The organism is Aminobacter sp. GW821-FHT11F06 (assembly GCF_058808215.1).
The window spans coordinates 389,764-416,743 of record NZ_JBXARL010000002.1; the positions used below are offsets into that span (position 1 = coordinate 389,764).

Consider the following 26,980-nt stretch of genomic DNA (forward strand, 5'->3'; position numbering starts at 1 on the left):
CCGGCACTTACCTATCTGTGGATGGGGATCGTCGGACTCCGACCTCCTCATCCTGAGGTGCTCGCCTGAAAGGCGAGCCTCGAAGGACGCAGCGACCACATCTTGGCTAAAGCAGATCCGGCTCTCGCAGCCTGTAGCCGACACCGGTTTCGGTGGTGATGTATTGCGGCTCGTCAGGCGCCTTTTCGATCTTCTGGCGCAGCTGGCGGACATAGACCCTGAGATATTGCACGTCGGCCGATCCGCCCCAGACATGCTCAAGCAGGAAGCGGTGGGTGAGCACCTTGCCGGCGTGCTGCACCAGCACGCGCAGGATGTCATATTCCTTGGGCGACAGCTTCACTTCCTGACCACCTACCCTGACGATGCGCTTGACCAGATCGACCGACAGCTCGCCGGTCTGGAACACCGGCTTTTCGCCCTGCTGCTGGAGCCGGTGGCGAAGGGCGGTGCGGATGCGCGCGGCAAGCTCGTTCATGCCGAAGGGTTTCGACACATAATCGTCGGCCCCGAGCTCCAGCGCCTTGACGATACCGGCCTCGTCGGTGCGGCTCGACAGGATGAGCACCGGCACCTGGAGGCCCTCATTGCGCCAGGTGGCAAGCAGATCGTGGCCGGCGATATCGGGCAGGCCGAGGTCGAGTAGGATCAGGTCAGGCTTGTCTTCCTTGACCAGCGCCATCGCCGTCTTGCCATTCGGCGCCTCGCTGATGGCGTAGCCCTGGGTGCCGAGACCGACGCGCAACAGTTTTCGGATCGGCGGCTCGTCATCGACGATCAGGATCTTTACCGCAGCGTTGGTCATGCAATTCCATCCAGGTTCGGTCCGTCCAGGCTTGGCCGCTCGGCTGGCACCGGCATGGTGATGGTGAAGACCGCGCCCGAGCGGTCGGCCCGGTTCGAGGCAACGATGGTGCCACCCATCGCCTCGACGAAACCACGGCAGATCGACAAGCCAAGCCCGGTACCGGCGCGGACATGGTCGCCCTTGCGGACGCGATAGAACGTATCGAAGACCCGCTCCAGATCGGCCTGTGGAATGCCCGGGCCTTCATCCATGATCTGGATGGTGACAGTGGCACCGTCGGCCCAGCCGCGAATGCGGATGGTCGAGCCTTCCGGAGCGTACTTCGCGGCATTGTCGAGCAGGTTGAACAACACCTGCTCAAACAGCACCGGGTCGAGCTTCAGCATCGGCAGGTCGGCCGGCATGTCGACTTCGGTCTTGTGATTGGCGGTGATCTTGGCGGCACGGCGCAGGGAACTGCCGACGATGTCGCCAACATAATGGAGCGCTGAATTGGGTGCCATCGCGCCCGACTCGAGCTTGGTCATATCGAGCAGATTGGCAATGAAGCGGTTGAGCCGCTCGGATTCGTCGAGCACCGTCGAGACAAGCTCCGCCCTGCCCTCTTCCGGCAAAGACGTGCCGAACTCGCGCAGAGCGCCTGCGGCGCCCATGATGCTGGCGAGCGGGGTCTTGAGGTCGTGCGAGATCGAAGTGAGCAGTGCGGACCTCAGCCGATCGGCTTCGACGGCGAGCCGGGCACGGTCGACATCGGCGACGAGCTGGATGCGCTCGATGGCGACGGCGGCCTGGTCGGCAAGGGCATCGAACAGGCGTTGCTGTTCCGGCGTCAGAAGCGGGCCCTGGCGGTCATTATCGAGACCAACGACGCCCACCGCCATGCGCCCGGTGCGCAGCGGCAGATAAAGGCGCTTGGCGCCCGGCAAGGTGTCGGCGCCACGGCCGGCGGCACGGTTGTGCTCCCAGGCCCATTTGGCGGCGGCGATGTCGGCATCGACAAGCGTGTCGTCGGGCGGATAGCCGGCCTTGACGGCGATGGTGCCATCCTCAGGCAAAAGCAGCACGACGCGGACCTTGAGCATCGAGGCGATCTGGAAGGCGGTCGCCCACAAGACATCGTCGAGCGTGCCGGTACCCGCGAGCTTTTTGGAGAAGAGGTAGAGATCCTCGGTCAGGCGCGCGCGCTCGCGGGCGGCGGCGGCCTGACGCTGCACACGGCCGGTGAGGTTGGAGGCGATGACCGCGACGATGAGGAAAAACATCAGCGCGACCACGCTTTCGGGATCGGCGATGGTCAGCGTGTAGAGCGGCGGCAGGAAGAAGAAATTGTAGGCAAACGCGCTGAGTACCGAAGCAAAGAGCGCGGGCCAAAGGCCGAGCGTCACCGCCGAGGTGAGCACCGCCATGATGAAGACGAGCGCGATGTTGCGGACGTCGAGGAACTGTTCGAGCGCCGTGCCAACGGCGAGCGCACCGACGACGTGCAGCGTCGCGGACAGGTAGGGCCGAAAGTTCAGCGCCTGTGCCTGGGTGACAGTTTTCAAACCGCGCGCGGCAAGTGCGGCGTCCTGCTCGGTGCCTGATGTGACATGCACCGAGATATTGCCGGCCTGGCGGATCAGGTCGTGAGTGACCGAGCCCTCGAAATATTCGCGCCAGCGCGGTTTGCTCGCCTTGCCGACGACTATGTGGGTGAAATTATGCGTGCTGGCGTGGCGGACGATGTCTTCGGCGACCGACTGTCCGGGAATGGTGACCGCCTCGCCACCGAGCTGTTCGGCCAAGCGCATGGTGGCGGCGAGCCGGTCCTTGTCGGCGTCGGGCAGGTTGGCCGAGCGCGAGGTCTCGACGTGGATCGCGGCCCAGGGCGCGCGCAGGCGGTCGGCCTGGCGGCGGGCGTAACGAACCAGCGAGGCGCCGCGCGGATGTTCATCGACGGCGACAAGCACACGGTCCCCGGCAGCCCAAGGCCCCTCGATGGCGTGAGCCTGCATGTGGGTAAGCAGCTGTTCGTCGACGCGCTGGGCGGTGCGGCGCAGAGCAAGCTCACGCAGCGCCGTCAAATTGCCGGGCGAAAAATAGTTCTCGATGGCGCGGCGCGCCGTAGTCGGCACATAGACCTTGCCTTCATGCAGGCGTTTGATCAGGTCGTCGGGTGTGAGGTCGATGATCTCGACGTCGTCGGCGCGGTCGATGATCGAGTCGGGCACGGTCTCGCGCACTGTGACGCGGGTGATCTGGGCGACGATGTCGTTGAGGCTCTCGACATGCTGGATGTTGAGCGTGGTGTAGACGTCGATACCCTGGGTCAGCAATTCCTGGACGTCGAGGTACCGCTTGGGATGACGGCTGCCGGGCGCGTTGGAGTGGGCGAGCTCGTCGACAAGCGCCAGTGCCGGCCTGCGCGCGATGATGGCGTCGAGATCCATCTCATCGAGCTTGCGGCCCTTGTAGTCGACCGCCTTGCGCGGCACGACCTCAAAGCCTTCGACCAGCGCCTGGGTTTCGCGCCGGCCGTGGGTCTCGACAACGCCGATGACGACATCGGTGCCATCGGCAAGCCGGGCACGGCCCGACATCAGCATTTCATAGGTCTTGCCGACGCCAGGAGCAGCACCGAGGAAGATCTTCAGGCGACCGCGTCCCTCGCGTGCTGCTGTCTCAAGCAGCGCGTCGGGCGAAGGCCTGCCTTCCTTGTCTCTGATGTCGTCTGGCATCAATTCTTTACAGTCTGGGGCGCCGGAGTTCTTGCAGTGTTAGAACTCCGGCGCGACCTTGTCAGCGTGCGATCGCCGCGTCGAGCGCCAAATTCAGCTTGAGCACATTGACCACCGGTTCGCCCATGAAGCCGAGTTCGCGGGCTTCGACGTGGCTGTCGACAAGGCTGCGGACGAAGGCTTCGTCGGCACCGCGCGCCTTGGCCACGCGCGCCACCTGGAAGTAGGCGGCCTCGGGCGACAGGTGCGGATCAAGGCCGCTGCCCGATGCGGTGACTAGATCCATCGGCACCGGCGCGCCAGGATCGGTCTGCTTGAGCGTGTCCGCCTCGGTCTTGATGCGTTCGATCAGCTTGGCGCTGGTCGGCCCGAGGTTGGAGCCGCTGGAGCCAGCGGCATTGTAGCCGTCGCCCGCGGCCGAGGGACGGCCATGGAAGTAGCGCTCGCCGGTGAAGGCCTGGCCGATCAGCTCGGAGCCGATGACCTTGCCGTCCTTGACGATCAGGCTGCCATTGGCCTGGTGCGGAAACAGCACTTGCGCGATGCCGGTCATGCCCAGGGGGTAGATGAGGCCGGTGATGACGGTGAGCGCCGCGATCATGACGAGTGCAGGTCTAAGTTGCTTCAACATGATGAAGGTCCTTTACACGAGGCCGATGGCGTTGATCGCCATGTCGATGGCCTTGATGCCGATGAAGGGCACGATGATGCCGCCGAGGCCGTAGACGAGCAGGTTGCGGCGGAGCAGCGAGCCGGCACCGATCGGCCGGTATTTGACGCCTTTCAGCGACAGCGGGATGAGCGCGACGATGATCAGCGCGTTGAAGATGATCGCCGACAGGATGGCGCTCTGCGGGGTCTGGAGCCCCATGATGTTGAGCGCGCCGAGCTGCGGGTAAAAGGCCAGGAACATCGCCGGGATGATGGCGAAATACTTGGCGATGTCGTTGGCGATCGAAAACGTGGTGAGCGCGCCACGCGTCATCAGCAGCTGCTTGCCGATCTCGACAATCTCGATGAGCTTGGTCGGGTCGCTGTCGAGATCGACCATGTTGCCGGCCTCGCGCGCTGCGACAGTGCCGGTGTTCATGGCGACACCGACGTCAGCCTGGGCGAGTGCCGGGGCATCGTTGGTGCCGTCGCCGCACATGGCGACCAGCTTGCCCTTGGCCTGTTCCTCGCGGATGAGGCTGAGCTTGTTCTCCGGCGTGGCCTGGGCGAGGAAATCATCGACGCCGGCTTCGGCCGCGATAGCCGCTGCCGTCATCGGGTTGTCGCCGGTGATCATCACTGTGCGGATGCCCATGCGGCGCAGCTCGGTGAAGCGTTCCTTGATGCCGCCCTTGACGATATCCTTGAGGTAGATGACGCCGAGCAGGCGGGCATCGCGAACAACCGCAAGCGGGGTTCCGCCGAGCTTGGCGATCTCGTCGGAGATGGCCTGGATGCCACGCACGGCTTCCGTGTCGACACGCGTGCCTGAAGCCGACGCGGCACTGGATTTGACATAGTCGAGCACCGAATCCACCGCGCCCTTGCGGATGGAGGAGCCGTCCAAGTCGACGCCACTCATTCGGCTCTGGGCGGTGAAGGGCACGAAATGAGCGTGCAGCGAGCCCATGTCGCGGGCGCGGATGCCATAACGCTCCTTGGCGAGCACGACGATCGAGCGGCCTTCCGGCGTCTCGTCGGCGAGCGAGGCAAGCTGGGCGGCATCTGCCAGTTCCTGCTCGGTGACGCCCCTGACCGGACGGAATTCGGTCGCCTGACGATTGCCGAGCGTGATCGTGCCGGTCTTGTCGAGCAAAAGCGTGTCGACGTCGCCGGCGGCCTCGACGGCGCGGCCCGACATGGCAAGCACGTTGAAGCGCACGAGGCGGTCCATGCCGGCGATGCCGATGGCCGAGAGCAGCGCACCTATGGTGGTCGGGATCAGCGTGACGAACAGCGCGACCAGCACGATGACCGGGATGTAGCCGCCGGCATAGGTGGCGAAGCTCGGGATTGTGGCAACGGCAAGCACGAAGATCAGCGTCATGCCGGCAAGCAGGATGTTGAGCGCGATCTCGTTCGGCGTCTTCTGGCGCTCGGCACCCTCGACCAGCGAGATCATGCGGTCGAGGAAGGTCGACCCGGCAGCGGCGGTGATGCGCACGCGGATCCAGTCGGACAGAACCTGGGTGCCGCCTGTCACGGCCGAGCGGTCGCCACCCGACTCGCGGATGACCGGAGCCGACTCGCCGGTTATGGCGGCCTCGTTGACCGAAGCGACACCTTCGATGACTTCGCCATCGGAAGGGATGATGTCGCCGGCCTCGACGAGGACGACCTGGCCGACCTTGAGGGCTGTGCCCGGCACCATCTTGTAGGCGGTGCGGCTTTCGCCTTCGAGCAGCTTGGCCTGGGTTTCAGTGCGTGCCTTGCGCAGCGAGTCGGCCTGGGCCTTGCCGCGGCCTTCGGCAACGGCCTCGGCGAAGTTGGCGAACAGCACCGTGAACCACAGCCACAGGATGATCTGGAACGAGAAGCCAAGACCGCCCGCTCCGGTGACCAGATCCTTGACGAAGAGCACCGTTGTCAGCGCCGTAACGACGGCGACGACGAACATGACAGGGTTCCTGGCCAGGCTGCGCGGGTCAAGCTTCTTGAACGCGTCGCCTATGGCGGGGAGGATGATGCGAGCGTCGAGCAGGCTCGCAGATTTGTGGACACTCATGTGAGAGACTCCAGTCCTTTAGTTTTGCGGCGCTGCATCAGAACGTCTGGCCGACGATCATGGCGAGGTGCTCGACGATCGGGCCGACGGCGAGTGCCGGGAAGAAGGTCAGGCCGCCGACGATGACCACGACACCGGCAAGCAGGCCGACGAACAGGGTCGTATCAGTCGGGAAGGTACCGGCGGAGGCTGGAACCGTCTTCTTCGCCACCAGCGAACCAGCGATTGCCAGTGCCGGGATGATGACCAGGAAGCGGCCCATCAGCATGGCGAGACCAAGCGTGATGTTGTACCAGGGCGTGTTGCCGGTGAGGCCGCCGAAGGCTGAGCCGTTGTTGGCAGTCGCCGAGGTGTAGGCATACAGGATCTCGGAGAAGCCGTGCGGACCCGGCGTTCCGACCGAAGCGACAGCGTTCGGTATCAGCACGGCAATGGCTGTGAAGCCGAGCATGGAGAGCGGCAGGCACAGGATGGCGAGCAACGCCATCTTGACTTCCTTGGCCTCGATCTTCTTGCCGAGATATTCCGGCGTGCGGCCGACCATCAGGCCAGCAACGAAGATGGCGATGATGACGAACATCAAGATGCCGTAGAAACCAGCGCCGACACCGCCGACGATGACTTCGCCAAGCTCCATGTTGATGAGCGGGATGAGCCCGCCCAGCGCGGTGAAGGAGCCATGCATGGCATTGACCGCGCCGCAGGAGGCGGCGGTGGTAACGACGGCGAAGAGTGCCGACATGACGATGCCGAAGCGCGCTTCCTTGCCTTCCATGTTGCCACCGTCGATGCCGAGCGCATGGACCAGCGGGTTGCCGGCGGCTTCGGCCCAGTAGGTGACGGCGACGCCGGCGACAAACAGGATGCCCATGGTGGCGAAGATCGCCCAGCCCTGGCGCTGGTTGCCGACCATGCGGCCGAAGACGTTGGTAAGAGCAGCGCCGATGGCGAAGATCGAAACCATCTGGAGGAAGTTGGAGATGGCGTCAGGGTTTTCGAACGGGTGCGCGGAGTTGGCGTTGAAGAAGCCGCCGCCATTGGTGCCGAGCATCTTGATCGCCAGCTGCGAGGCAACCGGGCCGACAGCGATGGTCTGCTGGGCGCCCTCGACTGTGGTGGCCGCAACATAGGAGCCAATGGTCTGCGGCACGCCGAGCCAGACATAGGCAAGCGTCAGCACGATGCACAGCGGCAGCAGCACGTAGAGCGTGGAACGGGTCAGATCGACCCAGAAATTGCCGATCGACTTGCCCGAGGCGCGAGCAAAGCCGCGGATCAGCGCCATGCCGACGGCGATGCCGGTGGCGGCGGAAACAAAGTTCTGGACGGTCAGGCCGGCCATCTGCACGAGATAAGACATCGTGCTTTCGCCGCCGTAGTTCTGCCAGTTGGTGTTGGTGACGAAGCTGACGGCGGTGTTGAAGGAGAGTTCCGGCGGCACAGCAGTCATGGCGGCGGGGTTGAAGGGCAGCGAGCCCTGGAACCGCTGCAAGAAGTAAAGCAGCAGGAAGCCGGCGATGTTGAACGACAGCATGGCGGCGGCATAGCCGGTCCAGTGCTGGTCCTCGCGCTCGCTGGTGCCGGCAAGCCGGTAGAGCACGCGCTCGATGGGGCCGAGGACGGGCGACAGAAGCGTGCGCTCGCCACTGAAGACGCGCGTCATGTAGCCGCCAAGCGGCTTCACGAGCAGAATGATGATCGCGCAGAACGCGGCGATCTGTATCCAGCCATTGATGGTCATTTGAGAAACTTTCCGTGCGAGCGCTGGACGGTCAGAACCGTTCGGGGCGGATGAGCGCGTAGGTCAGATAGGCAAGCAGGAACACGGTCACTGCGCCGCCGAGGATGTATTCGAGCAACATGTTGGCGTTCCTTCAGAGGATGTCGCAGGCTTTGACGTAAGCAAAACACAAGGCGAAGAAGAAGACGCCTATGGCGAGAACGAAGATATCCATCTTCGAATGCTCCTGTTCAGTTGAGACCTTGCACCGGAAGCGCAAAGACCATGCCACGCGCCAAACAACGGCGCCAGCTGCGCTGACGACGTTGGCTGTGGCATCTGTTTGACGCATCGTGCTTGGCGAAGACCTGACGGGCCTTCGGGCCGATGCGCTGGGATTTCAGGAGGGAATGTGGCCCCAAACCGCATTAAGGTTCGAGAGAGCGGGGTGCTGAAAGAAATAGGAATTCCATAAAGAAAACGGCCCTCAGGCGGGTGCCTGAGAGCCGTTTGTATTCAAAGCTTGGGTGCCGCGTCAGCCGACGCGGCAAGCAGGATCAGGCAAGGCCTTCCGCGCGCAGGGCCTTCTGCACGGCTGGGCGGGCAGCCACGGTACCTAGATAGCGCTGAATGTTGGCGAAGGACGACAGGTCGACGCCGACATGCTTGGCCCAGCCGAGCACGGTCCACATATAGGCGTCGGCTGCGCTGAAGACGTCGCCCATCAGATAGGAGCGGTCGGCGAGCTTGCCGTCGACATAAGCAAAACGCTTGGCGAGATGCTCGCGGTTAATCTCCTTGGTCGCCTCGGGCGTGTTCGGCTTGAAGAATACGCCAAGGCTCTTGTGCAGTTCGGTGGCGACGAAGGCCAGCCACTGCTGGACGCGGTAGCGCGCCATGTCGCCGGCCTTGGGCATCAGGCCACTTTCGGGCTTCTGGTCGGCGAGATACTGAACCAGCACCGAGGCTTCGGTCATCAATTCGCCATCGGGCAGGACGAGGGCCGGCACATAACCGTTGGGGTTGGTGGCGAGGAAATCCTGATCGGCTTCGGTGGTCTTGGTCTTGCCGTCGACCTTGACCAGATCGAGGTCGATGCCAACTTCATTGGCAACGATGTGGGGAGCCAGCGAGCAGGCGCCGGGCATGTAGAAAAGCTTCATGTCGTGGGAAACTCCGAATGTTGATGCCTCCCTCTCGCACGCGCGGGCAATGCCTCCAAGCACCCAATCGGTGAACACTATGTTACCGGTGTCGGATGCGGCTTTGGAACGGCGGCGACTCACACTGTGATTGTCTTGAGGCGCTGGGCGATCAGGCTTGCCAGCCTGCCTGCGACCTCTTCTTTGGAAAGGTCCGGCCACTCGTCGACACCGCTCTTGCTGACGATGCGGACACGGTTGCGGTCGCCACCCATGACGCCGCCTTCATGGCTGACATCATTGGCGACGATGAAATCAGCACCTTTCCTGGCAAGCTTGGCCTGGGCGTTCTTGAGCACGTCCTGGGTCTCGGCGGCGAAGCCGACAACAAGATAGGGACGTTGTTTATGATGCCCGACGCCTGCAAGAATGTCGGGATTCTCGACCATCTTCAGGCTCGGCGCGCCCTCGCCCGCCACCTTCTTGATCTTCTCGCCAGCGGCATTGTCGGTGCGCCAGTCGGCGACGGCGGCGACAAAGACGGCGGCGTCGGCAGGCAGAAGCTGCTCGACCGCATCGCGCATCTCACGCGCGCTTTCGACATGAACCGTCTTCACCCCAGCCGGGTCGGCGATGGTGACCGGGCCGGAGACGAGGCGAACGTCGGCCCCGAGCCTGGCCAGGGCCGCGGCGATGGCATGGCCCTGCTTGCCCGACGAGCGGTTGGCGATGTAGCGGACCGGGTCGATGGGCTCATGTGTCGGCCCGGAGGTGATGATGATTTTCTTGCCCGACAGCGGCTTGGGCCTGGCATCGAGCAGCGCTTCGATGGCAGCCACGATCTCCAGCGGTTCGGCCATGCGGCCCTCGCCTGCCTCGCCGCTTTCGGCCATCTCGCCGCTCTTGGGGCCGACGAAATGGATGCCGTCCTTCTCCAGCATCGCGCGGTTGCGGCGCGTGGCTGCATGCGACCACATTTTGGGGTTCATGGCGGGCGCCAGCAACACCTTCTTGTCGGTGGCAAGCAGCACCGTCGAGGCAAGGTCGTTGGCGTGGCCATTGGCGAGCTTGGCCATCAGGTCTGCGGTAGCAGGGGCCACGACCAACAGATCGGCCTCGCGCGACAGCCTGATGTGCCCGATGTCGTGCTCGTCCTGGCGGTCGAAGAGATCGGAGAACACATGGTCGGCGGTCAGAGCGCCGACCGACAAGGGCGTGACGAACTCCTGCGCGGCCGACGTCATGACCGCACGGACCGAAGCGCCGCGCTCGCGCAGGCGCCGGATCAGGTCGAGCGACTTATAGGCCGCGATGCCGCCGCCGATGATGAGCAGGATACGCTTGCCGTTGAGGATCATGCCTGGTCCGCCGTCTCGTCAGGCCGGCTTCAGCGCCGGCTGGATGTCGGTATGGATGAAATCGTCGCCCTTGAAAAGCAGCGGCAGGTTCCGTGTCTTGGCAAGGGCATAAGCGAAGCAGTCGCCCATATTCAGTTGAGCTGGATGTCCAGAGCCTTGCCCATAGCGGGCATAGGCGCTTCTGGCGGCCGCAAGATGTTGTGCGTCGAAGGCAATCAATTCCAGCTCAAGCTTCGACAGAAGCGCCTCCAGGCGAACGGACCCCGTAACCATCCGGCTCCTTGCCACAACACAAAAGGCCTCGTGAACTGTCGCCGTGCTGATGACTACACTTGGGACCGCGTGGCAAAGGGATGCAAACTGCCTGCTTTCAGGTTCCGCCTTCAGAATTGCGATCAGTACCGATGTATCGACCGCCAGGCTGATCATAAGAGCCCTTCATCCCACATCTCGTCGCTGAGCTTTTTGAGATCAAACGGCTCGGACGGCTTCACTCCCAGCGCGAGGATTTCCTCTATCGTCGCCTTTTTCGTCCGTTTTGGAACGCTGCTTGCAAGGCGCTCACGCACTTCCTGCTCCATCGACACACCGCGTGCGGCAGCGCGCCCGCGTAGCTCCCGCTTTGTGGCTTCTTCGAGATTGCGAATGGTCAGAGTGCCCATCGTCGTGCCTCGCAAAACTTCTGCCGATCACTTCTTGTCTTCTTCGGACCCGTCATCCACTTTCACGCCCCGGCGATTGAAGCCTTCGCTGGTTGGCAGCCCGAGGGAGGCGGCGAGCACGTCTCGCGCCTCCTGCTCCATCGATACGCCACGCGCCGCGCCGCGTTCTCGCAGCCTTTGCATGACCCAGTCATCCAGGTTCCGGACGGTGATCCTAGCCATGTGCCCAATATAGTGGCAATGGCCTTCGACAGCAATGACAGCATTGCTAGCAACGCTGTCATGTCACCTCATAGCAGCTGCCAGGCGAGGAACACAAGCGTGGCCGCAATGACCCAAATCGCGACGCGGCCTGAGCGGGTGTAGCGTGCTTCGGCCTTGCCAATAGCCCTGGCGGTTTCGGCATCGAAACGCAGCCCGTTTTCCGCCATGAGGTCGATCTGCCGCGACAGGCGCTCGGTGCGGGCAGCGAGATCGGGGGCCTGTCGAATGAGCGACATCAACGCGCCAAGGCCGTCGCGGGCGTCGATCAGCAGGCCCTGCGGACCAAGATTGCCTGCGATCCAGTGGCTGACCACCGGCTCGGCGGTCTTCCACATGTTGAAAGCCGGATCGAGCGTGCGGGCAACGCCCTCGACCACGACCATTGTCTTTTGCAGCAGCACCAGTTCGGGCCGCGTCTGCATGTCGAACAGCTCGGTGACCTCAAACAGCAGTGTCAGAAGCTTGGCCATCGAGATGGTCTCGGCCGGCTGGCCATGGATCGGCTCGCCAATGGCGCGGATCGCCTGGGCAAAGGCCGCGACATTGTGGTGGCGCGGCACGTAGCCCGCTTCAAAATGCACTTCGGCGACACGCATGTAGTTGCGGGTGATGAAGCCGTAGAGGATCTCGGCGAGGAAGCGCTGCTCCTTCTTGCCGAGCCGGCCCGAAATGCCGAGGTCGACGGCGACGATGTCGCCCTTGGCGTCGACGAACATGTTGCCGGGGTGCATGTCGGCATGGAAGAAGCCGTCGCGCAGCGTGTGGCGCAGGAACGACTGGACGAGCGTCGCGGCGATCGCCTTGAGATCGTGGCCGCCGGCGCGAAGCCCGTCGATGTCGTTGAGCTTGACCCCGTCGATCCACTCCATGGTGAGCACGTCACGGCCGGTGCGCTCCCAGTCGACTGCCGGCACCCGGAAACCGGGATCGTCCTTGGTGTTTTCGCCAAGCTCGGAATAGGCGGCTGCCTCAAGCCTGAAATCCATCTCGATCTTGGTGGTCTGCGCCATCGTCTCGGTGATCTCGACGGGACGGAGCCGGCGGCTCGACGGGACAAAGCGCTCCTGCAGCCGGGCGGCGAGGAAATAGCTTTCGAGATCCTGGAAAAAGCGGCGGCGCACGCCCGGGCGGATGACCTTGACGGCGACCTTGCGCGGGCCATTTGGCGTATCAACCTCGGCCGGGTGAACCTGGGCGATGGAGGCCGCCGCCACCGGCTCGCCGATACTGAGGTAGAGGTCGGAAACCTTGCGGCCGAGCGAGCCTTCGATGGCATCTACAGCTTCCGACATCGGGAAGGTCGCCATGCTGTCCTGAAGCAGTGCGAGATCGAGCGCGATGTCGTCGCCAACGACGTCAGGACGCGTCGCCAGGAACTGGCCGAGCTTGACGTAGGAGGGCCCGAGCCGGGCAACGGCATTGGCCAGGCGGTCGCTGCGCACGCTTTTTCGGGCACGGCGGCGGGTGAACAGCTTGGCCACACGCCAGCCGAATTTCGGCAGGCCGGTCAACTGGTCGCCCGGCAAAGCCGCGACCACGCCCTCGCGCACCAAGACCCAGCCCGCGCGCGCGAGCCGGAAAGACGCCCCGATATTGCTCATCGCGCGCCGTCTCTCAAAGCTTCCAGCCCGAATGAAGCGCTGCGATGCCGCCGGTGTAGTTGCGGAAAGTGACGCGATCGAAGCCGGCGCGCGTGATCATCGCGGCAAAGTTCTGCTGGTTGGGGAACTTGCGGATCGATTCGACGAGATAGGCATAGGGCTCGCCGTCGCCAGTGACGGCTTGGCCGATGCGCGGGATGGCGTTGAACGACCAGGCTTCATAAACCTTGTCGAGCAGCGGCATGTCCACCTCGGAGAATTCGAGGACCAGTAGGCGTCCACCCGGCTTGAGAACGCGATAGGCTTCCGACAGCGCCACGTCGATGCGCGGCACGTTGCGGATGCCGAAAGCGATCGTATAGGCGTCGAAGGTCTCGTCGGCGAAAGGCAGTTCTTCCGCGTTGGCTTCGACAAAATCGGTCTTGTCGGCAAGGCCGCGTTTTTCGGCCCGCTCGCGGCCGACGCCGAGCATCGAGCCGTTGATGTCGAGCACGGTGGCGTGCGCGTTGCCATGCGAGGCATCGATGATGCGGAAGGCGACGTCGCCGGTGCCACCGGCAACATCAAGCACTTTCCAGCCCGGACGCCTGGGCGGATTGAGCCAGGCAACCATAGCATCTTTCCACACCCGGTGCAGCCCGCCCGACATCAGGTCGTTCATCATGTCGTAGCGGTTGGCGACCTTATGGAAGACCTCGTTGACGAGGCCCTGCTTGTCGCCCGCGCCGACATTTCGGAAACCGTATGAAGTTTCCATGCCGCCGACAGCTGTCGTCCGTTGTTCTGACATTTTCTTGTCCAATCAAATCCGGCGGGACCATAGCCGATCACACCAGCGGGCGCTATTGTTTGAGGCGCGGTTTTCGGCCGCGCCCGCGCCGACACGACGAGGAACAAAGAATGCCTTTGAAAGCCGAGCTGCACTGCCACATAGAAGGTGCGGCTGCACCCGAACTCGTCATCCGCCAGGCCCAAAAATACAACAAGGATGTTTCGCCCTTTATCAAGGACGGCTCCTTTGTATGGAACGATTTCACTTCGTTTCTCGCCGCTTATGACTTTGCCGCCGACCTTTTCCGCACCGAAGAGGACTATGCCAGGCTTTCCGAGCACTATCTGACAAGCCTTGCGCGCGATGGCGCGATCTATTCGGAGGTGTTCACCTCGCCCGACCACGCCAAGAAGGCCGGACTGTCGCCCATGGCCTACACCAATGCGCTCGGCGAAGGCATGGCGCGGGCCAAGGCCAAGACCGGCATCGAGGGACGCATGATCGTCACCGGCGTGCGCCATGTCGGCGTCGAATCAATCGAGGCCGCCGCGCGCTTCGCCGCCAAGTGCAACCATCCGCTGGTGACCGGCTTCGGTGTCGCCGGCGACGAGCGCATGGGCGAATTCGAGGATTATGTCAGGGCCTTCGAGATCGCGCGCGAGGCCGGCCTCGGCATCACCATCCATGCCGGCGAGCTGATGGGCTGGGAGAGCGTCGCAGCAGCACTCGACCACATCCGCCCCTCGCGTATCGGCCATGGCGTGCGCGCCATCGAAAACCCCGACCTGGTCAAGCGCATCGCCGACGAAGGCGTGGTGCTCGAAATCTGCCCGGGCTCGAACATCGCGCTCAAGGTGTTCGACAGCTTTGGCGACCACCCCTTCCCCAAACTGCGCGACGCCGGCTGCAAGGTGACGCTCAACTCCGATGATCCGCCCTATTTCTGGACCACGCTGAAGCGCGAATACGACATCGCGGCCGAGCATTTCGGCATGGACGACAAGGCGCTTGCGGCGACCACGAAGACGGCGATCGAGGCTGCCTTTGTCGACAAAAAGACCAAGGCAGCCCTTCTTGCGCGGCTCGACGGCCAAAAACGCTGAATTTCGGCCGACAAAACTGTGGTTCAAGGCGGCAAGTCATTGGTTGGCGGCGGACCAGCCGATAGAATGCCGCCAATTATCCGAGTTCCAGGAGCGTAAGCCATGACCGTGACCGTCGTCGACCATCCGCTTGTCCAGCACAAGCTGACCATCATGCGCGACAAGGAAACTTCCACGGCCGGCTTCAGGCGCCTGCTGCGCGAGATCTCGCTTTTGCTCGGCTATGAGGTGACGCGCGACCTCGAACTGACCACCAAGATGATCGAAACGCCGATCGAGACGATGGAAGCGCCGACGCTCGAAGGCAAGAAGCTGGTGTTCGCTTCGGTGCTGCGCGCCGGCAACGGCCTGCTCGAAGGCCTGCTTGATCTGGTGCCGGCGGCGCGCGTCGCCCATGTCGGGCTTTATCGCGATCACGAGACGCTTGAGGCGGTCGAGTATTTCTTCAAGGCGCCGAGCGACCTCGGCGACCGGCTGGTGATCGTCGTCGACCCGATGCTGGCGACGGCCAATTCGGCGATCGCGGCTATCGACATGCTGAAGGGCCGCGGCGCCACCAATTTGCGCTTCCTGTGCCTGTTGGCGTCGCCCGAAGGCATCGAGCGTTTCACCAAGGCGCATCCTGACGTGCCGGTCTTCACCGCCTCGATCGACCGCGAGCTCAACGAAAAGGGCTACATCATCCCCGGTCTCGGCGATGCCGGCGACCGCATGTACGGCACCAAATAACCAGCCATTTACCGCCTTTGACGATGGGGCTGCACCGTTAAAGGCGCGATCACCATCAGTTGCCTAGGGTGACGCCTGAATTCGAGGCGTCACCATGTTGCGTAAGATCATCATATTCGGCATTTTCGCCAGCGCATCCGCGTCGCTGCCATCGCTTTACGAGAAGCACGGCGGTGCAGTGCAGGCACTGCTGGGGACGAGCGCGGACAGCGATCCAGCCGCGCCGCCTCAGACAATCGAGGCGAGCGCAGCCACGGTATCGACGGCAGGACGGCGCGTGACGATCGACGCCGATATGCGCGGCCATTTCAGCGCCAGCTTCAAGGTCAATGGGCGCGCGGTCGACGCCATGGTCGACACCGGCGCCACCTTGGTTGCAATCAACATGTCGACGGCGCGGCTGGCCGGCGTCAAGGTTTCGGCCACCGACTTCACCCAGAAGGTCAATACAGCCAACGGTACAGCACGGGCCGCACTCGCCCGCATCGACAGACTGCAGATCGGCCGGATCAGCGTCGACGACGTGCCGGTGGTCGTGCTCGAAGACAAGGCGCTCGACGGCACGCTGATCGGCATGAGTTTCCTGTCACGGCTGAAGAAATACCAGGTCGAAAACGGCGCCCTGCTTCTGGTGCAATAGAGCTCAGGTGCCGGTCGTCTGGTCCACCGTCCTGAAATGACCGGGCGGTTGGCCGATGATGCGCTTGAAGGCTCGGCTGAAGGCGGCTTCCGAATCATAGCCCAGCCGCGAGGCAACGACCGAAATCCTCAGGCGGTCGCGGACAAGCCACTGCCGTGCCTGATGCATCCTGACCTGGGTGACATATTTCGCCGGTGTTTCGCCGACAATGGCAGCAAAGCGCTCGGCGAAGCCTGAGCGTGAGGCGCCCATCATCCTGGCCAGCGCCTCGACAGTCCAGTCTCGGCTCGGTTCGAGATGGATGGCCGCCAGCACCTTGCCGATCTTGGGGTCCCTGACGGCAGCGATCCAGCCACTCGAATCACCGCAACCGCGCTCGACCCATGAGCGGATGATGATGGCGGCGAGCACATCGGCAAGGCGCGCGACGATGCCGCCGGAGCCGACGCGCTCGAGCTTGACCTCGCGCGCCATGGTTTCAAGCAGATGCGTGATGCCTGGATCATGGGCCTCGAGCTCGGTGGTGCGCATGACGTCGGGCATCATGCCGAGCAGCGGGTGGAGACCATCGAGGTTGAAATACATGCTGCCGCAGAAGAGCAAAGTGCCCGGCTGGCAGCCCTCGGTCGACAGGCAAAAGACGTTCTTGCAGATCTCGTGGATCTCGTAGCCATTGATCGGCGACGATCTGGCGCCCGGCTCGCTTGCCAGCGCATGTGCAACGCCGCGCGGCAGGAGCACAGCGTCGCCGCATTTGAGCTCCACCCACTCACCAGAAGGCTGTCGAAGCCAGCACGCCTTCTGGCTGACGAAGTAGAAACGCGCCGTGGCCTGGGCCGGGAATTCGATGTTCCACGGCTCTTTCAGTTCCCAGCGTCCGTATTCGACGCCGTCGAGGCGCAAGCCGCGCAGGATGTTGGTCAGCGGATCACCGGCAATTGGAAATTTGGACGAATGATCATTCATGGCGGGGTTTCTAGCATGGAAACTCCAGGCGGTCACTCCCACCTTGCACTGCATTCAATCGGAGACTGACCATGATCGAACCTGCGACAGCCGTAATGGACGGCGTTTCGCTCGACGCCTCGACACCCCGGGAACGATCCGATCCAGCATGGGGGGCTGTCGTCTCCCTTGCGCTCGGCGTGTTCGGACTTGTGACGGCAGAGTTCCTGCCGGCCAGCCTGCTGACGCCGCTGGCACAGGATCTCCGCATCACCGAGGGCACCGCCGGGCAGGCAGTGACGGCAACCGCGATCGTAGCTGCGATCGCGGCACCCACCATGGCAATCGCCACCAAACGCGTCGACCGCCGGCACGTCATGCTGGGCCTGACGCTTTTGCTGATCGCTTCAAGCATACTTGCCGCCGTTGCCTGGTCGCTGCCTTCCCTTTTGTTCGCGCGCGTCGTGTTGGGCATAGCGCTCGGTGGCTTCTGGTCCATGTCGGCAGCCATCGCGATGCGGCTTGTGCCCAGCGATGTCTTCCCGCGCGCCATGTCCATCATCCTGACAGGCGTATCCGTCGCCACCGTCTGCGCGGCCCCTGTCGGGGCCTATGTCGGCGATGTCTGGGGCTGGCGCACCGCCTTCATGCTTGCGGCCGCAATCGGCGTCGTGACGCTGATCGTCCAGGTTGCGACCCTTCCCAAGCTGCCGCCGGTGGGCGTGGCCAGCTTCCGCGCCCTGCTGGACGTCTCGAAGAACCCGATGATCAAGGTCGGACTGCTGGTGATCCTTCTAACTGCTTCCGGCCACTTCGCCGGCTTCACCTATTTCCGCGCCTTCCTCGAACAGGTGCCGGCATTCGGCATCGAGTCCATCTCGCTAGTGCTGCTCGCCTTCGGTGTAGGCGGCTTCTTCGGCAATTTCGCCGGCGGCTTCATGGCCGAACGCAGCCTCAAGGCCGCCGTGACGCTCGCTCCCTTGTTGATCGCGATTGCCGCGCTTGCGCTTTTGCTGGACGGGGCATCGCCTGCAGTCTCGACAATCGCGGTTGCGGTCTGGGGCTTTGCCTTTGGCGCGGTGCCGGTCGGCGTACAGACATGGATGGTGCGTGCCGCGCCCGAGCAGGCGGAAAGTGCTGGCGGCCTGATGGTCGCGACCTTCCAGGTGGCGATTGCAATGGGAGCCGTTTTCGGTGGGCTTTTGGTCGACAATTCCGGTGTTGCCAGCGCCTTTGTCTATAGCGGTGTGGCTACGTTGCTCGCAGCGCTTGCGGTCTTCTGCTTAGGTCCGAAGCGCGCGGCGTAGCCACTTCATGCCCCCTCACCGCGCGGCTCTATCTTCTTGTTGGAGCATGATCTTCTCCGAAAACCGGCATCCACTTTTCGGGATCATGCTCTAGCCGCGCGGTGAAATTCGCCTGACGATGGCCTTGGTCGCAACCGGCTTCGCATCCCCGATGCTATAGGCAGCACGCACCACGGCTGCGGCCGCTTCGGCAGCGGAAGCGTTGCGGGCATGGACAAGTGCGAGCGGTTCACCCGCCCGCACCTCCGCGCCAACGGGCGCAAGCCCGGTGATGCCGACGGCATGGTCGACCTTGTCTTCCGGCCGCTTGCGTCCGCCGCCAAGGGCGACGACCGCAAGGCCAATGTCACGTGTTGAAATGCCTGACACAAAGCCGCTACGGGACGCTTTCACCGCAAGCTCGACATCTGCTCGCGGCAGATATTTCGCGGAGTTCGAAACGAAATCCTTCGGACCACCAAGGACTGCGACCATGCGGCCGAAGATTTCGGCGGCGCGGCCATCGTCCAGCGCCGCGCGCGCAAGGCGCAATGCCTGCTGGTTGGACAAAGCGATTCCTGCCGACACCAGCATCTCGGCGGCAAGCGCCAGCGTCACCTGTTCAAGGCGCGGATCGCGCAAGCGGCCGGTGAGGAAATCGACCGCGCTGGCGACCTCGACAGCGTTGCCGGCGGCGGATGCCAGTGGCTCGTTCATGCCGGTGATCAGCGCGGTTGTCTTGAGACCCGCGCCATTGGCAACCTCGACCAGGCTTGTGGCAAGCGCTGAGGCGTCGCGCGCGCTTTCCATGAAGGCGCCATTGCCGATCTTGACATCGAGCACCAGTGACTGGAGCCCAGCGGCGAGCTTCTTGGACAGGATGGAGGCGGTGATCAGCGGTACGGATTCAACGGTCGCGGTGACGTCGCGGATACCGTAGAAGCGCTTGTCGGCGGGGGCGAGATCGGCGGTCTGGCCGATGATGGCGCAGCCGGTTTCGCGGACCGTACGCCGAAACAGCGCAAGGTCCGGCTGGCTGGCATAGCCGGGGATCGAATCCATCTTGTCGAGCGTGCCGCCGGTATGGCCAAGGCCGCGCCCCGAAATCATCGGGACATAGGCGCCACAGGCGGCAACGATGGGCGCCAGCATCAAAGAGACGTTGTCGCCGACACCGCCGGTGGAGTGCTTGTCGGTGACCGGGCCCGGCAAGTCGGACCAATCGAGCACGTCGCCTGAATCGCGCATGGCAAGTGTCAGTGCCACCGCTTCGTTGCGGTTCATGCCGTTGAAGAACACCGCCATGCCGAAGGCCGCGATCTGGCCTTCGGAGACCGTGCCAGTGGCGATGCCCTTGACGAAGGCGGCGATCTCATCGGAGGCAAGTGGTTTGCCGTCGCGCTTGCGGCGAATGATTTCTTGGGGGAGCATCTAAAGGGCGCTCGCAAGGAGGTGCTGGCGCTCGACGTTGCCCCCCTCTGGCCTGCCGGCCATCTCCCCCTCAAGGGGGGAGATCAGCAGCTTTGAGCTCGGCGCTTTTGTTGCGGAATTGGCGATTGACGAAAGTCGGCGTGATAGCTGATCTCCCCCCTTGAGGGGGAGATGGCCGGCAGGCCAGAGGGGGGCGCGAAGGAACGCCTCGTTCCCCGTTTGCGCCACCCACACCTCACTCATCATGCATGCCCTTTTCGAACATCTTGCGCAGCACGGTGGCCAAGCGGCCGCCGCCGATGGGCGCCATGTCCTTGGTCTCGCGATGCGAAAGCTCAGCACCGGTCATGCCGGCGGCCAAATTGGTGATGACCGAGCAGGCGAGCACCTTGAGACCAAGGAAACGGGCGATGATCACTTCAGGCACCGTCGACATGCCGACCGCATTGGCACCGAACATGCGCGTCATGCGGATCTCGGCCGGGGTCTCGAAGGACGGGCCGGAGAACCACATGTAGACCCCCTTGTGCAGTTCGATGCCGGCTGCTGTGGCAGCCGCCTCGAACGCCTCGCGAAGCCGTGCGTCATAAGCCTCGGTCAGGCCGACGAAACGACGGTCTGTCGGTTCGCCAAATAGCGGGTTGGTGCCGGAGAAATTGATGTGATCCTCGATCAGCATGATCGAGCCGGGCAGCATCTCGGGATCGACGGAGCCGGCGGCATTGGTCAGCACCAACTGGGTTATGCCGATACCGGCCAGCGTCTCGAGCGCGGGGCGCATGGCCGACGCGTCGCCCTGCTCGTAATAATGGGCGCGGCCGGCCATCATGATCACCGGCTGGCCACCGAAGATGCCAGCCACAAGTTCGCCGGCATGGCCGGTGACGCCGCTTCTGGGGAAACCCGGCAACGCGGCATAAGGAATGCGGATGGCGTTTTCGACCTCATCGACGAGGCCGCCGAGACCGGAGCCCAGCACCATGGCGGTGGCTGGCGCCAACCCGTCAAGCTGCTCGACGAGGCGGTCGACGGCTTCCTTCATTTGAGAGCCTCCGCTTCGAAGCCGAGCGGAAAGATGTCCTTCAGCCTGACGGTTTCGACGACGCCCGTGCTGTCGCAGAGATAAAGCTTGGTGTCCGGCCCGGCAAACTCGGCCAGGCGCTGGCGGCAACCACCGCAGGGCGTGACCTTGGCCTTTTTCTCGGCGATGACGGCGATCTCGGTAATCTTGCCGCCGCCGGCCATGATGTAGTGCCCGAGCGCTGTGGTCTCGGCGCACCAGCCCTCCGGATAGGAGATCACCTCGATGTTGCAGCCCGAGAAGACCCGACCATCCTCGGTGCGGATCGCGGCCCCCACCGGGAATTTCGAATAAGGCGCATAAGCCTTGGCCATGGCGGCTGTTGCAGCTTCGAAAAGGTCATGGCTCATGATGGAGGCACCTAACTGAATGGATACCCCCACCCCTAACCCCTCCCCCTTGTGGGGAGGGGTTAGGGGTGGGGGTAAATTCGATCATACTCAGCGCTCCTTCACGTAAGGCACGCCACCGGCACGTGGCGGGATGGCCTTGCCGATGAAGCCGGCGAGCAGGATGACGGTGAGGATGTAGGGCAATGCCTGCATCAGCTGCACCGGCACCTTGCCGATGAGCGGCAAAGGCGTGCCCTGCAGGCGTATCGACAGCGCGTCGAGGAAGCCGAACAAAAGGCAGGCAAACATTGCCGGCACCGGCTTCCACTTGGCGAAGATCAGTGCGGCCAGCGCGATGTAGCCACGCCCGGCGGTCATGTCCTTGACGAAGCCGGCGTTCTGGGCGAGCGCCATGTAGGAGCCGGCAAGGCCGGTGAGCACGCCGGTGCAGATGACGGCGCGATAGCGCAGCCAGGCGACCGAGATGCCTGCGGTATCGACCGCAGCCGGGTTTTCGCCGACGGCGCGCAGGCGCAGGCCAAAGCGCGTGCGAAACAGCACCCACCAGGTGAATGGCACGGCGAGGAAGGCGACGTAGGTCAGCAGCGAGTGGCCCGACAGCAGGCCGGAATAGAGCTGGCCGATGACAGGCACGTCGCGCAACGCATCAGCGCCTGGCAAGATTATGGCGCCGAAGCGACCCTCTGGCGGCAGCGAAGGGGTACGGCCGCCCTGCTGGAACCAGGCCTGGCCGAGGATGATGGTCGAACCGGCGGCGATGAAATTGATCGCCACGCCCGAAACTATCTGGTTGCCGCGATGGGTGATCGAAGCAAAGCCGTGGACGAGTGACATGCCAATCGAGACAAGAACCGCGACGAGCAGGCCGATCCAGGCCGAGGCAAAGACCGCCGCGGCCGCAGCCCCGGCAAAGGCGCCGGCCAGCATCTTGCCTTCGAGGCCGATGTCGAAGACGCCGGCGCGTTCGGAATAGAGGCCAGCCAGGCAGGCGAGCAACAACGGCACCGAAACCCGGATCGTCGAGTTCAGGATGTTGATGAGCGTGTCGACGAATTCCATCTCAGGCACGCTCCCCTTTGGTCGCCGCGATGCCGACCGATCGCGGACTGAAGCTCGCGAAAATACCCTGGATCGTCGGGCGGAACATGTTCTCCAGCGCTCCGGCAAACAGGATCACCAGGCCCTGGATGATGACGATCATGTCGCGGGAGATGTTCGGCATCTCGAAGGCAAGCTCAGCGCCGCCCTGATAGAGCATGCCAAACAGGATCGCCGCGGGCACGATGCCGACTGGATGCGAGCGGCCCATCAGCGCAACCGCGATACCGACGAAACCGGCACCGCTGACGAAATCGAGGGGCACATTGTGCTGATCGCCCATGATCGGGTTGAGTGCCATCATGCCGGCGAGCGCGCCCGAGATCAGCATGGTGACGATGATGATGCGCGTTTCCGAAATGCCGGCGTAACGCGCGGCCTTCGAACTGAAGCCGTAGGTGCGGATCTCGTAGCCGAGCTTGGTGCGCCAGATCAGCACCCAGACGAGGAATGCCATGACCAGCGCGAGCAGGAACGAGATGTTGAGCGGCGCCGATGGCCTGACTTTGAGGCCGAATTCGGCCAGCAGCCAGCCGAGCTTGGGCAGTTGCCCGCCTTCGAGGAACTGGCGCGTCTGCGGCGCCATCGAGCCCATCGGCTTCAGCACATTGACCAGCATGTAGACCATCACGCTGGCGGCGATGAAGTTGAACATGATGGTGGTGATGACGATGTGCGAGCCGCGCTTGGCCTGGAGATAGGCCGGGATAAGCGCCCACAGGGCGCCGAAGAGCGCCGAGGCCACGATTGCCAGCGGAAAGACCACCCACCATGGCAATGTGCTGTCGAAGGCAAGGACTACGATGGCGATGCCAAGGCCGGCGATGTAGGCTTGGCCCTCGCCGCCAATGTTGAACAAGCCGCAATGGAAGGCGACGGCAACGGCAAGGCCGGTGAAAATGAAGTTGGTGGCGTAGTACAGTGTGTAGGCGAGGCCCTGCCCGCTGCCGAAAGCGCCCTCGACGAGAATGACGGCAGCCCGCAGCGGGTTTTCGCCGACAAGCAGCACGACAAGACCAGCCACCGCGAAGGCGACAAGCAGATTGATCAGGGGGATGAGCCCGTAGTCGGCCCAGGCCGGCAGTTTTGCGTAAGGCGTGCTCATTCGGCGGCTTCCTTGTGCTCGACGCCGGCCATCAGCAGACCAAGCTCGCCTTCGCTGGTTTCTGGTCCGCGCTCGCCGACGATGCGGCCGGCGAACATCACCAGGATGCGGTCGGACAGCGAGCGGATCTCGTCGAGCTCGACCGAGATCAAGAGCACCGCCTTGCCCTGGTCGCGCATGGCGATCAGCCGCTTGTGGATGAATTCGATGGCCCCGACGTCGACGCCGCGGGTCGGCTGGCCGACGATCAAGACGCCGGGGTCCTGCTCGATTTCGCGGGCGAGCACGATCTTTTGCTGGTTGCCGCCGGAAAAATTGGCGGTCTTGAGCCGGGGATTGGCCGGCCGAATGTCGTATTTCTCGATCTTTTGCAGCGCGTCCTTCTGGATCGCATCGAGATTGAGGAACGGGCCTTTGAGATATTGCGGCTTGTCGTGATAGCCGAGGATCGAGTTCTCGCTTTCGTCGAAGGCGAGCACCAGCCCGACATGATGCCGGTCCTCCGGCACATGGGCCAAACCGCGATCGCGCAACTCGCCAGGATCGGCCTGGCCGGTGAGGTCGATCGGCTTGCCATCGAGCATCACGGTGCCTGAAACCGCCTTGCGAATACCGGAGACGGCTTCCATCAGTTCGGACTGGCCGTTGCCGGCGACACCGGCGATGCCGACGATCTCGCCGGCGCGCACGTCCAGCGACACATTGTCGACCATGGTGACGCCGCGCGAATCCTTGACGGTCAGGTTCTTGACCAGAAGCTTGACGTCGCCGGGCGAAGCCTCGCCTTTTTCGACGCGCAACAGCACGCGGCGGCCGACCATCAGCTCGGCCAGTTCCTCGACAGTGGTCTCGCTGGTCTTGCGCGTCGCCACCATCGTGCCCTGGCGCATGACCGAAACATTGTCGGTGATCGCCATGATCTCGCGCAGCTTGTGGGTGATCAGCACCACCGTCTTGCCCTGGTCCTTGAGCTGCTTGAGGATGCGGAACAGGTGGTCCGCTTCGGCCGGCGTCAAAACGCCGGTTGGCTCATCGAGGATCAGAATCTCGGCGCCGCGATAAAGCGCCTTGAGGATTTCGACGCGCTGCTGCAGGCCGACCGGCAGCTCTTCGATCAAGGCATCGGGATCGACCTCGAGGCCGTATTCCTCCTCCAGGCGGCGAAGCTCCGAACGCGCCTTGGCGATCGATCTCTTGAGCAGGGCCTCGCCCTCGGCGCCGAGGATGATGTTTTCCAGCACCGAGAAATTCTCGACCAGCATGAAGTGCTGGTGGACCATGCCGATGCCGGCGGCGATGGCGTCGTTGGGTGTCTTGATCGCTGTCGGCTTGCCGTTGACCCGGATTTCGCCACTGTCGGCCTGGTAAAAGCCGTAGAGGATCGACATCAATGTCGACTTGCCCGCGCCGTTCTCGCCGATGATGCCATGGATCGTGCCGCGCGGGATTTCGAGCGCGATATCGCGGTTGGCGCGGACAGCACCAAAGCTCTTGTTGATGCCGATCAGTTCGATAGCCATTTCCGCCATACGACCGTCCACCTCAGGTTTCTTATGTTCTTGTTATGGCTTGCCGAAAGAGCTAGCACGCCCATACTGCCCTGCCAATCGGCTCGGCCAACGGCCCCCGACAATTGGCAGATGCGTCGCGAAACGACCCGAAAGTCCGGACCGAAGAGGATAGCCCATGACAACGCCCCAGGACCGGCTGACGACGCTTGAAATCCGCGCCGCCGAGCAGGAGCACACGATCGAGGAGCTTTCCGGCCAGATCGCCGAGCAGTGGAAGGTGATCGACCGCATGCAAAAGAGGCTCGACGCGCTGGCCGAGCGCTTTCTCGCGCTCGAAGAGCAGTCGGCGCCCGACACCCCAGTGACCAAGCCCCCCCACTGGTGAATCCAGCTTTCGAGCCAAGGTCAAGCCAGACCGGCCGCGTCGGATGGCTGCCACAGCTCGATCGGATTGCCCTCGGGGTCGAGGATCCGACAAAACCGGCCGACCTCCGAGTCCCATTCCGCTCGCGTTTCCACCGCGATACCAGCTGCCTTCAGGTCGGACATCGCAGCGTCGAGGTCATCGACACGCAGATTGATCAACCATTGCTGCTCCCGGCGGCCAAAATACTCGGTGTCCTGGCTGAAGGGCGCAAGGATTGTCGGCCCCGCCTGCTGTTTCCAGACCTCGCGCGAAATGTCCGAGATGCCGAGGTGCTTTTCGTACCAGGCAGCGAGCGCTTGGGGGTCCTTGGCGCGAAAGAAGAAGCCGCCAATTCCGGTCACGGTGAACATCGACTGCCGTCCCAAAGACAGGGCCACAATGATCACGCCGCCGGACGATGCCCGGCGGCGTGGATTTCGATCGGATTAACCGATCAATAGGGGCACTTGTCGTCCGAGGTGTAGTCATGCACCTGGACGGTGCCGGCGATGATGTCGGCCTTGGCCTTTTCGACGGCAGCCTTCATCTCGTCGGTGACGAGCGCCTTGTTGTTGTCGTCCATGGCGTAGTCGACGCCACCTTCCTTGAGGCCGAGATTGTTGATGCCGCCTTCGAACTTGTCGTTCTTGGCATCCATGAAGGCGTTGTAGACGGCGACGTCGACGCGCTTGAGCATCGAGGTCAGCACCTTGCCCGGCTGCAGGCCGTTCTGGTTGGAGTCGACGCCGATGCCGAGCTTGCCGCCGTCGGCAGCAGCCTGGAGCACGCCGACGCCGGTGCCACCGGCCGCGGCGTAGATGACATCCGCGCCCTGCGAGATCTGGGTCTTGGTGATTTCGCCGCCCTTGGTCGGGTCGTTCCAGGCGGCCGGGGTGTCGCCGGTCATGTTCTGGATGACTTCGGTCGCACCGGCAGCCTTGGCGCCGCCGACATAACCGCAGCCGAACTTGCGGATCAGCGGAACGTCCATGCCGCCGACAAAGCCGACCTTCTTGGACTTGGAGGCAAGTGCTGCCATCACGCCGACGAGGTAGGAGCCCTCATGTTCCTTGAACACGATCGACTTCACATTGGGCTTTTCGACGACCATGTCGATGATGGCGAACTTCAGGTCCGGATAGTCGACCGCCACCTTGGCGAGCGCTTCGGACCAGGCGAAGCCGGCCATGACGATCGGATTGCGGCCGTCCTCGGCGAAACGGCGGAGCGCCTGGTCGCGCTGCGAGGCGTTCGAAACTTCGAACTCCACGTAAGGGATGCCGGTCTCGGCCTTGAACTTCTCGGCGCCGTTGAAGGACGCTTCGTTGAATGACTTGTCGAACTTTCCACCGAGATCATAGAGCAACGCCGGCTGAACATCAGCGGCAAGCGCCGGAAGGCACATGGCGGTGGCCGCCAGAAGGCCGAGAACGATACGTTTCATGTGATCCACACCCTGTCGGTTGTCTTTTTTTGCGATTGCGGTGCGGGCCGTTCCTCCGGCTGCCGCACAGCACATGGCAAGGGCCCAG

The 26,980-nt window shown here is 63.4% G+C and carries 27 protein-coding genes; 5 read left to right on the top strand and 22 right to left on the bottom strand.

The features are described 5' to 3' along the window. Nucleotides 1–106: 106 nt before the first annotated feature. The 13 genes from AC1RTB_RS06350 to ubiE all read right to left on the bottom strand — a co-directional run bounded on the left by AC1RTB_RS06350 (nt 107) and on the right by ubiE (nt 13,778). Nucleotides 107–805 (bottom strand): response regulator transcription factor, encoded by a 699-nt coding sequence (locus tag AC1RTB_RS06350; protein WP_492875761.1) that lies wholly within the window; start codon nt 803–805, stop codon nt 107–109. After that, nucleotides 802–3,525, bottom strand: coding sequence for a DUF4118 domain-containing protein (locus tag AC1RTB_RS06355; protein WP_492875763.1), 2,724 nt, complete (start codon nt 3,523–3,525; stop codon nt 802–804). Before AC1RTB_RS06355 ends, AC1RTB_RS06350 begins: the two co-directional genes overlap by 4 nt. A gap of 61 nt (nt 3,526–3,586) precedes the next feature. Beyond that, nucleotides 3,587–4,156, bottom strand: a complete 570-nt coding sequence (kdpC, locus tag AC1RTB_RS06360; protein WP_492875765.1) for a potassium-transporting ATPase subunit KdpC — start codon at nt 4,154–4,156, stop codon at nt 3,587–3,589. Between the two features lie 12 nt (nt 4,157–4,168). Next, complete coding sequence (gene kdpB, locus AC1RTB_RS06365) at nt 4,169–6,241, bottom strand: potassium-transporting ATPase subunit KdpB (protein WP_492875767.1); 2,073 nt, start codon at nt 6,239–6,241, stop codon at nt 4,169–4,171. A 37-nt stretch (nt 6,242–6,278) separates the two neighbouring features. After that, on the bottom strand, nt 6,279–7,982 hold the full coding sequence (gene kdpA / locus AC1RTB_RS06370) for a potassium-transporting ATPase subunit KdpA (RefSeq protein WP_492875769.1): 1,704 nt from the start codon (nt 7,980–7,982) through the stop codon (nt 6,279–6,281). A 31-nt stretch (nt 7,983–8,013) separates the two neighbouring features. After that, the gene (gene kdpF / locus AC1RTB_RS06375; RefSeq protein ID WP_067954606.1) at nt 8,014–8,103 is read right to left on the bottom strand and encodes a K(+)-transporting ATPase subunit F; all 90 of its coding nucleotides are present in this window, start codon (nt 8,101–8,103) and stop codon (nt 8,014–8,016) included. 415 nt (nt 8,104–8,518) lie between these two features. Further along, nucleotides 8,519–9,124 (bottom strand): glutathione transferase GstA, encoded by a 606-nt coding sequence (gene gstA, locus AC1RTB_RS06380; RefSeq protein ID WP_492875772.1) that lies wholly within the window; start codon nt 9,122–9,124, stop codon nt 8,519–8,521. A gap of 119 nt (nt 9,125–9,243) precedes the next feature. Further along, nucleotides 9,244–10,461: a bifunctional phosphopantothenoylcysteine decarboxylase/phosphopantothenate--cysteine ligase CoaBC gene (gene coaBC, locus AC1RTB_RS06385; RefSeq protein WP_492875774.1), complete on the bottom strand. Its 1,218-nt coding sequence runs from the start codon at nt 10,459–10,461 to the stop codon at nt 9,244–9,246. A gap of 18 nt (nt 10,462–10,479) precedes the next feature. Further along, nucleotides 10,480–10,890, bottom strand: coding sequence for a type II toxin-antitoxin system VapC family toxin (locus AC1RTB_RS06390; RefSeq protein ID WP_492875776.1), 411 nt, complete (start codon nt 10,888–10,890; stop codon nt 10,480–10,482). Beyond that, a complete protein-coding gene (locus AC1RTB_RS06395) occupies nt 10,887–11,123 on the bottom strand; it encodes a FitA-like ribbon-helix-helix domain-containing protein (protein ID WP_492875778.1) in 237 nt (78 codons plus the stop codon). The genes AC1RTB_RS06390 and AC1RTB_RS06395 overlap by 4 nt, the downstream gene beginning before the upstream one ends. 27 nt (nt 11,124–11,150) lie before the next feature. After that, nucleotides 11,151–11,345, bottom strand: a complete 195-nt coding sequence (locus AC1RTB_RS06400; RefSeq protein WP_492875780.1) for a FitA-like ribbon-helix-helix domain-containing protein — start codon at nt 11,343–11,345, stop codon at nt 11,151–11,153. Nucleotides 11,346–11,413: 68 nt separating this feature from the next. Continuing rightward, a complete protein-coding gene (ubiB, locus tag AC1RTB_RS06405; RefSeq protein WP_492875782.1) occupies nt 11,414–12,988 on the bottom strand; it encodes a 2-polyprenylphenol 6-hydroxylase in 1,575 nt (524 codons plus the stop codon). Nucleotides 12,989–13,001: 13 nt separating this feature from the next. Beyond that, nucleotides 13,002–13,778 (bottom strand): bifunctional demethylmenaquinone methyltransferase/2-methoxy-6-polyprenyl-1,4-benzoquinol methylase UbiE, encoded by a 777-nt coding sequence (ubiE, locus tag AC1RTB_RS06410; RefSeq protein ID WP_492875784.1) that lies wholly within the window; start codon nt 13,776–13,778, stop codon nt 13,002–13,004. Between the two features lie 110 nt (nt 13,779–13,888). On the opposite strand from ubiE, the gene AC1RTB_RS06415 reads away from it, so the two are divergent. From AC1RTB_RS06415 to AC1RTB_RS06425, 3 genes are all read left to right on the top strand, one after another. Continuing rightward, entirely contained in the window at nt 13,889–14,863 is a 975-nt protein-coding gene (locus AC1RTB_RS06415) for an adenosine deaminase (protein WP_492875786.1), read from the top strand. 102 nt (nt 14,864–14,965) lie between these two features. Further along, nucleotides 14,966–15,592 (top strand): uracil phosphoribosyltransferase, encoded by a 627-nt coding sequence (upp, locus tag AC1RTB_RS06420; RefSeq protein WP_492875788.1) that lies wholly within the window; start codon nt 14,966–14,968, stop codon nt 15,590–15,592. A 94-nt stretch (nt 15,593–15,686) separates the two neighbouring features. After that, on the top strand, nt 15,687–16,232 hold the full coding sequence (locus AC1RTB_RS06425; RefSeq protein WP_492875790.1) for a TIGR02281 family clan AA aspartic protease: 546 nt from the start codon (nt 15,687–15,689) through the stop codon (nt 16,230–16,232). 3 nt (nt 16,233–16,235) lie between these two features. Here AC1RTB_RS06425 and AC1RTB_RS06430 read toward each other — a convergent pair whose 3' ends face one another. Then, nucleotides 16,236–17,198 (bottom strand): AraC family transcriptional regulator, encoded by a 963-nt coding sequence (locus tag AC1RTB_RS06430; RefSeq protein ID WP_492875792.1) that lies wholly within the window; start codon nt 17,196–17,198, stop codon nt 16,236–16,238. 71 nt (nt 17,199–17,269) lie between these two features. Here AC1RTB_RS06430 and AC1RTB_RS06435 point away from each other — a divergent pair, with 71 nt between their 5' ends. Then, the gene (locus AC1RTB_RS06435) at nt 17,270–18,484 is read left to right on the top strand and encodes an MFS transporter (protein WP_492875795.1); all 1,215 of its coding nucleotides are present in this window, start codon (nt 17,270–17,272) and stop codon (nt 18,482–18,484) included. Between the two features lie 90 nt (nt 18,485–18,574). On the opposite strand, the gene deoA is transcribed toward AC1RTB_RS06435, so the two are convergent. The 6 genes from deoA to AC1RTB_RS06465 form a co-directional block, all read right to left on the bottom strand. After that, nucleotides 18,575–19,894, bottom strand: a complete 1,320-nt coding sequence (deoA, locus tag AC1RTB_RS06440) for a thymidine phosphorylase (RefSeq protein WP_492875798.1) — start codon at nt 19,892–19,894, stop codon at nt 18,575–18,577. 235 nt (nt 19,895–20,129) lie between these two features. Beyond that, on the bottom strand, nt 20,130–20,936 hold the full coding sequence (locus AC1RTB_RS06445) for a purine-nucleoside phosphorylase (protein WP_492875801.1): 807 nt from the start codon (nt 20,934–20,936) through the stop codon (nt 20,130–20,132). Continuing rightward, entirely contained in the window at nt 20,933–21,325 is a 393-nt protein-coding gene (locus AC1RTB_RS06450) for a cytidine deaminase (protein WP_492875803.1), read from the bottom strand. The genes AC1RTB_RS06445 and AC1RTB_RS06450 overlap by 4 nt, the downstream gene beginning before the upstream one ends. Nucleotides 21,326–21,415: 90 nt before the next feature. Next, the gene (locus tag AC1RTB_RS06455; protein ID WP_492875805.1) at nt 21,416–22,387 is read right to left on the bottom strand and encodes an ABC transporter permease; all 972 of its coding nucleotides are present in this window, start codon (nt 22,385–22,387) and stop codon (nt 21,416–21,418) included. 1 nt (nt 22,388) lies between these two features. Then, nucleotides 22,389–23,531, bottom strand: a complete 1,143-nt coding sequence (locus tag AC1RTB_RS06460) for an ABC transporter permease (protein ID WP_492875807.1) — start codon at nt 23,529–23,531, stop codon at nt 22,389–22,391. Then, nucleotides 23,528–25,060: an ABC transporter ATP-binding protein gene (locus tag AC1RTB_RS06465; RefSeq protein WP_492875809.1), complete on the bottom strand. Its 1,533-nt coding sequence runs from the start codon at nt 25,058–25,060 to the stop codon at nt 23,528–23,530. Before AC1RTB_RS06465 ends, AC1RTB_RS06460 begins: the two co-directional genes overlap by 4 nt. A 157-nt stretch (nt 25,061–25,217) precedes the next feature. Between AC1RTB_RS06465 and AC1RTB_RS06470 the strand changes: the two genes are divergently transcribed. Further along, nucleotides 25,218–25,427, top strand: a complete 210-nt coding sequence (locus AC1RTB_RS06470) for a SlyX family protein (RefSeq protein ID WP_492875811.1) — start codon at nt 25,218–25,220, stop codon at nt 25,425–25,427. A gap of 20 nt (nt 25,428–25,447) precedes the next feature. Here AC1RTB_RS06470 and AC1RTB_RS06475 read toward each other — a convergent pair whose 3' ends face one another. Together AC1RTB_RS06475 and AC1RTB_RS06480 are read right to left on the bottom strand one after the other, a co-directional pair. Beyond that, nucleotides 25,448–25,819, bottom strand: coding sequence for a VOC family protein (locus tag AC1RTB_RS06475; RefSeq protein WP_492875813.1), 372 nt, complete (start codon nt 25,817–25,819; stop codon nt 25,448–25,450). 83 nt (nt 25,820–25,902) lie between these two features. Then, on the bottom strand, nt 25,903–26,892 hold the full coding sequence (locus tag AC1RTB_RS06480; RefSeq protein WP_395448509.1) for a BMP family lipoprotein: 990 nt from the start codon (nt 26,890–26,892) through the stop codon (nt 25,903–25,905). Between the last annotated feature and the right edge of the window lie 88 nt (nt 26,893–26,980).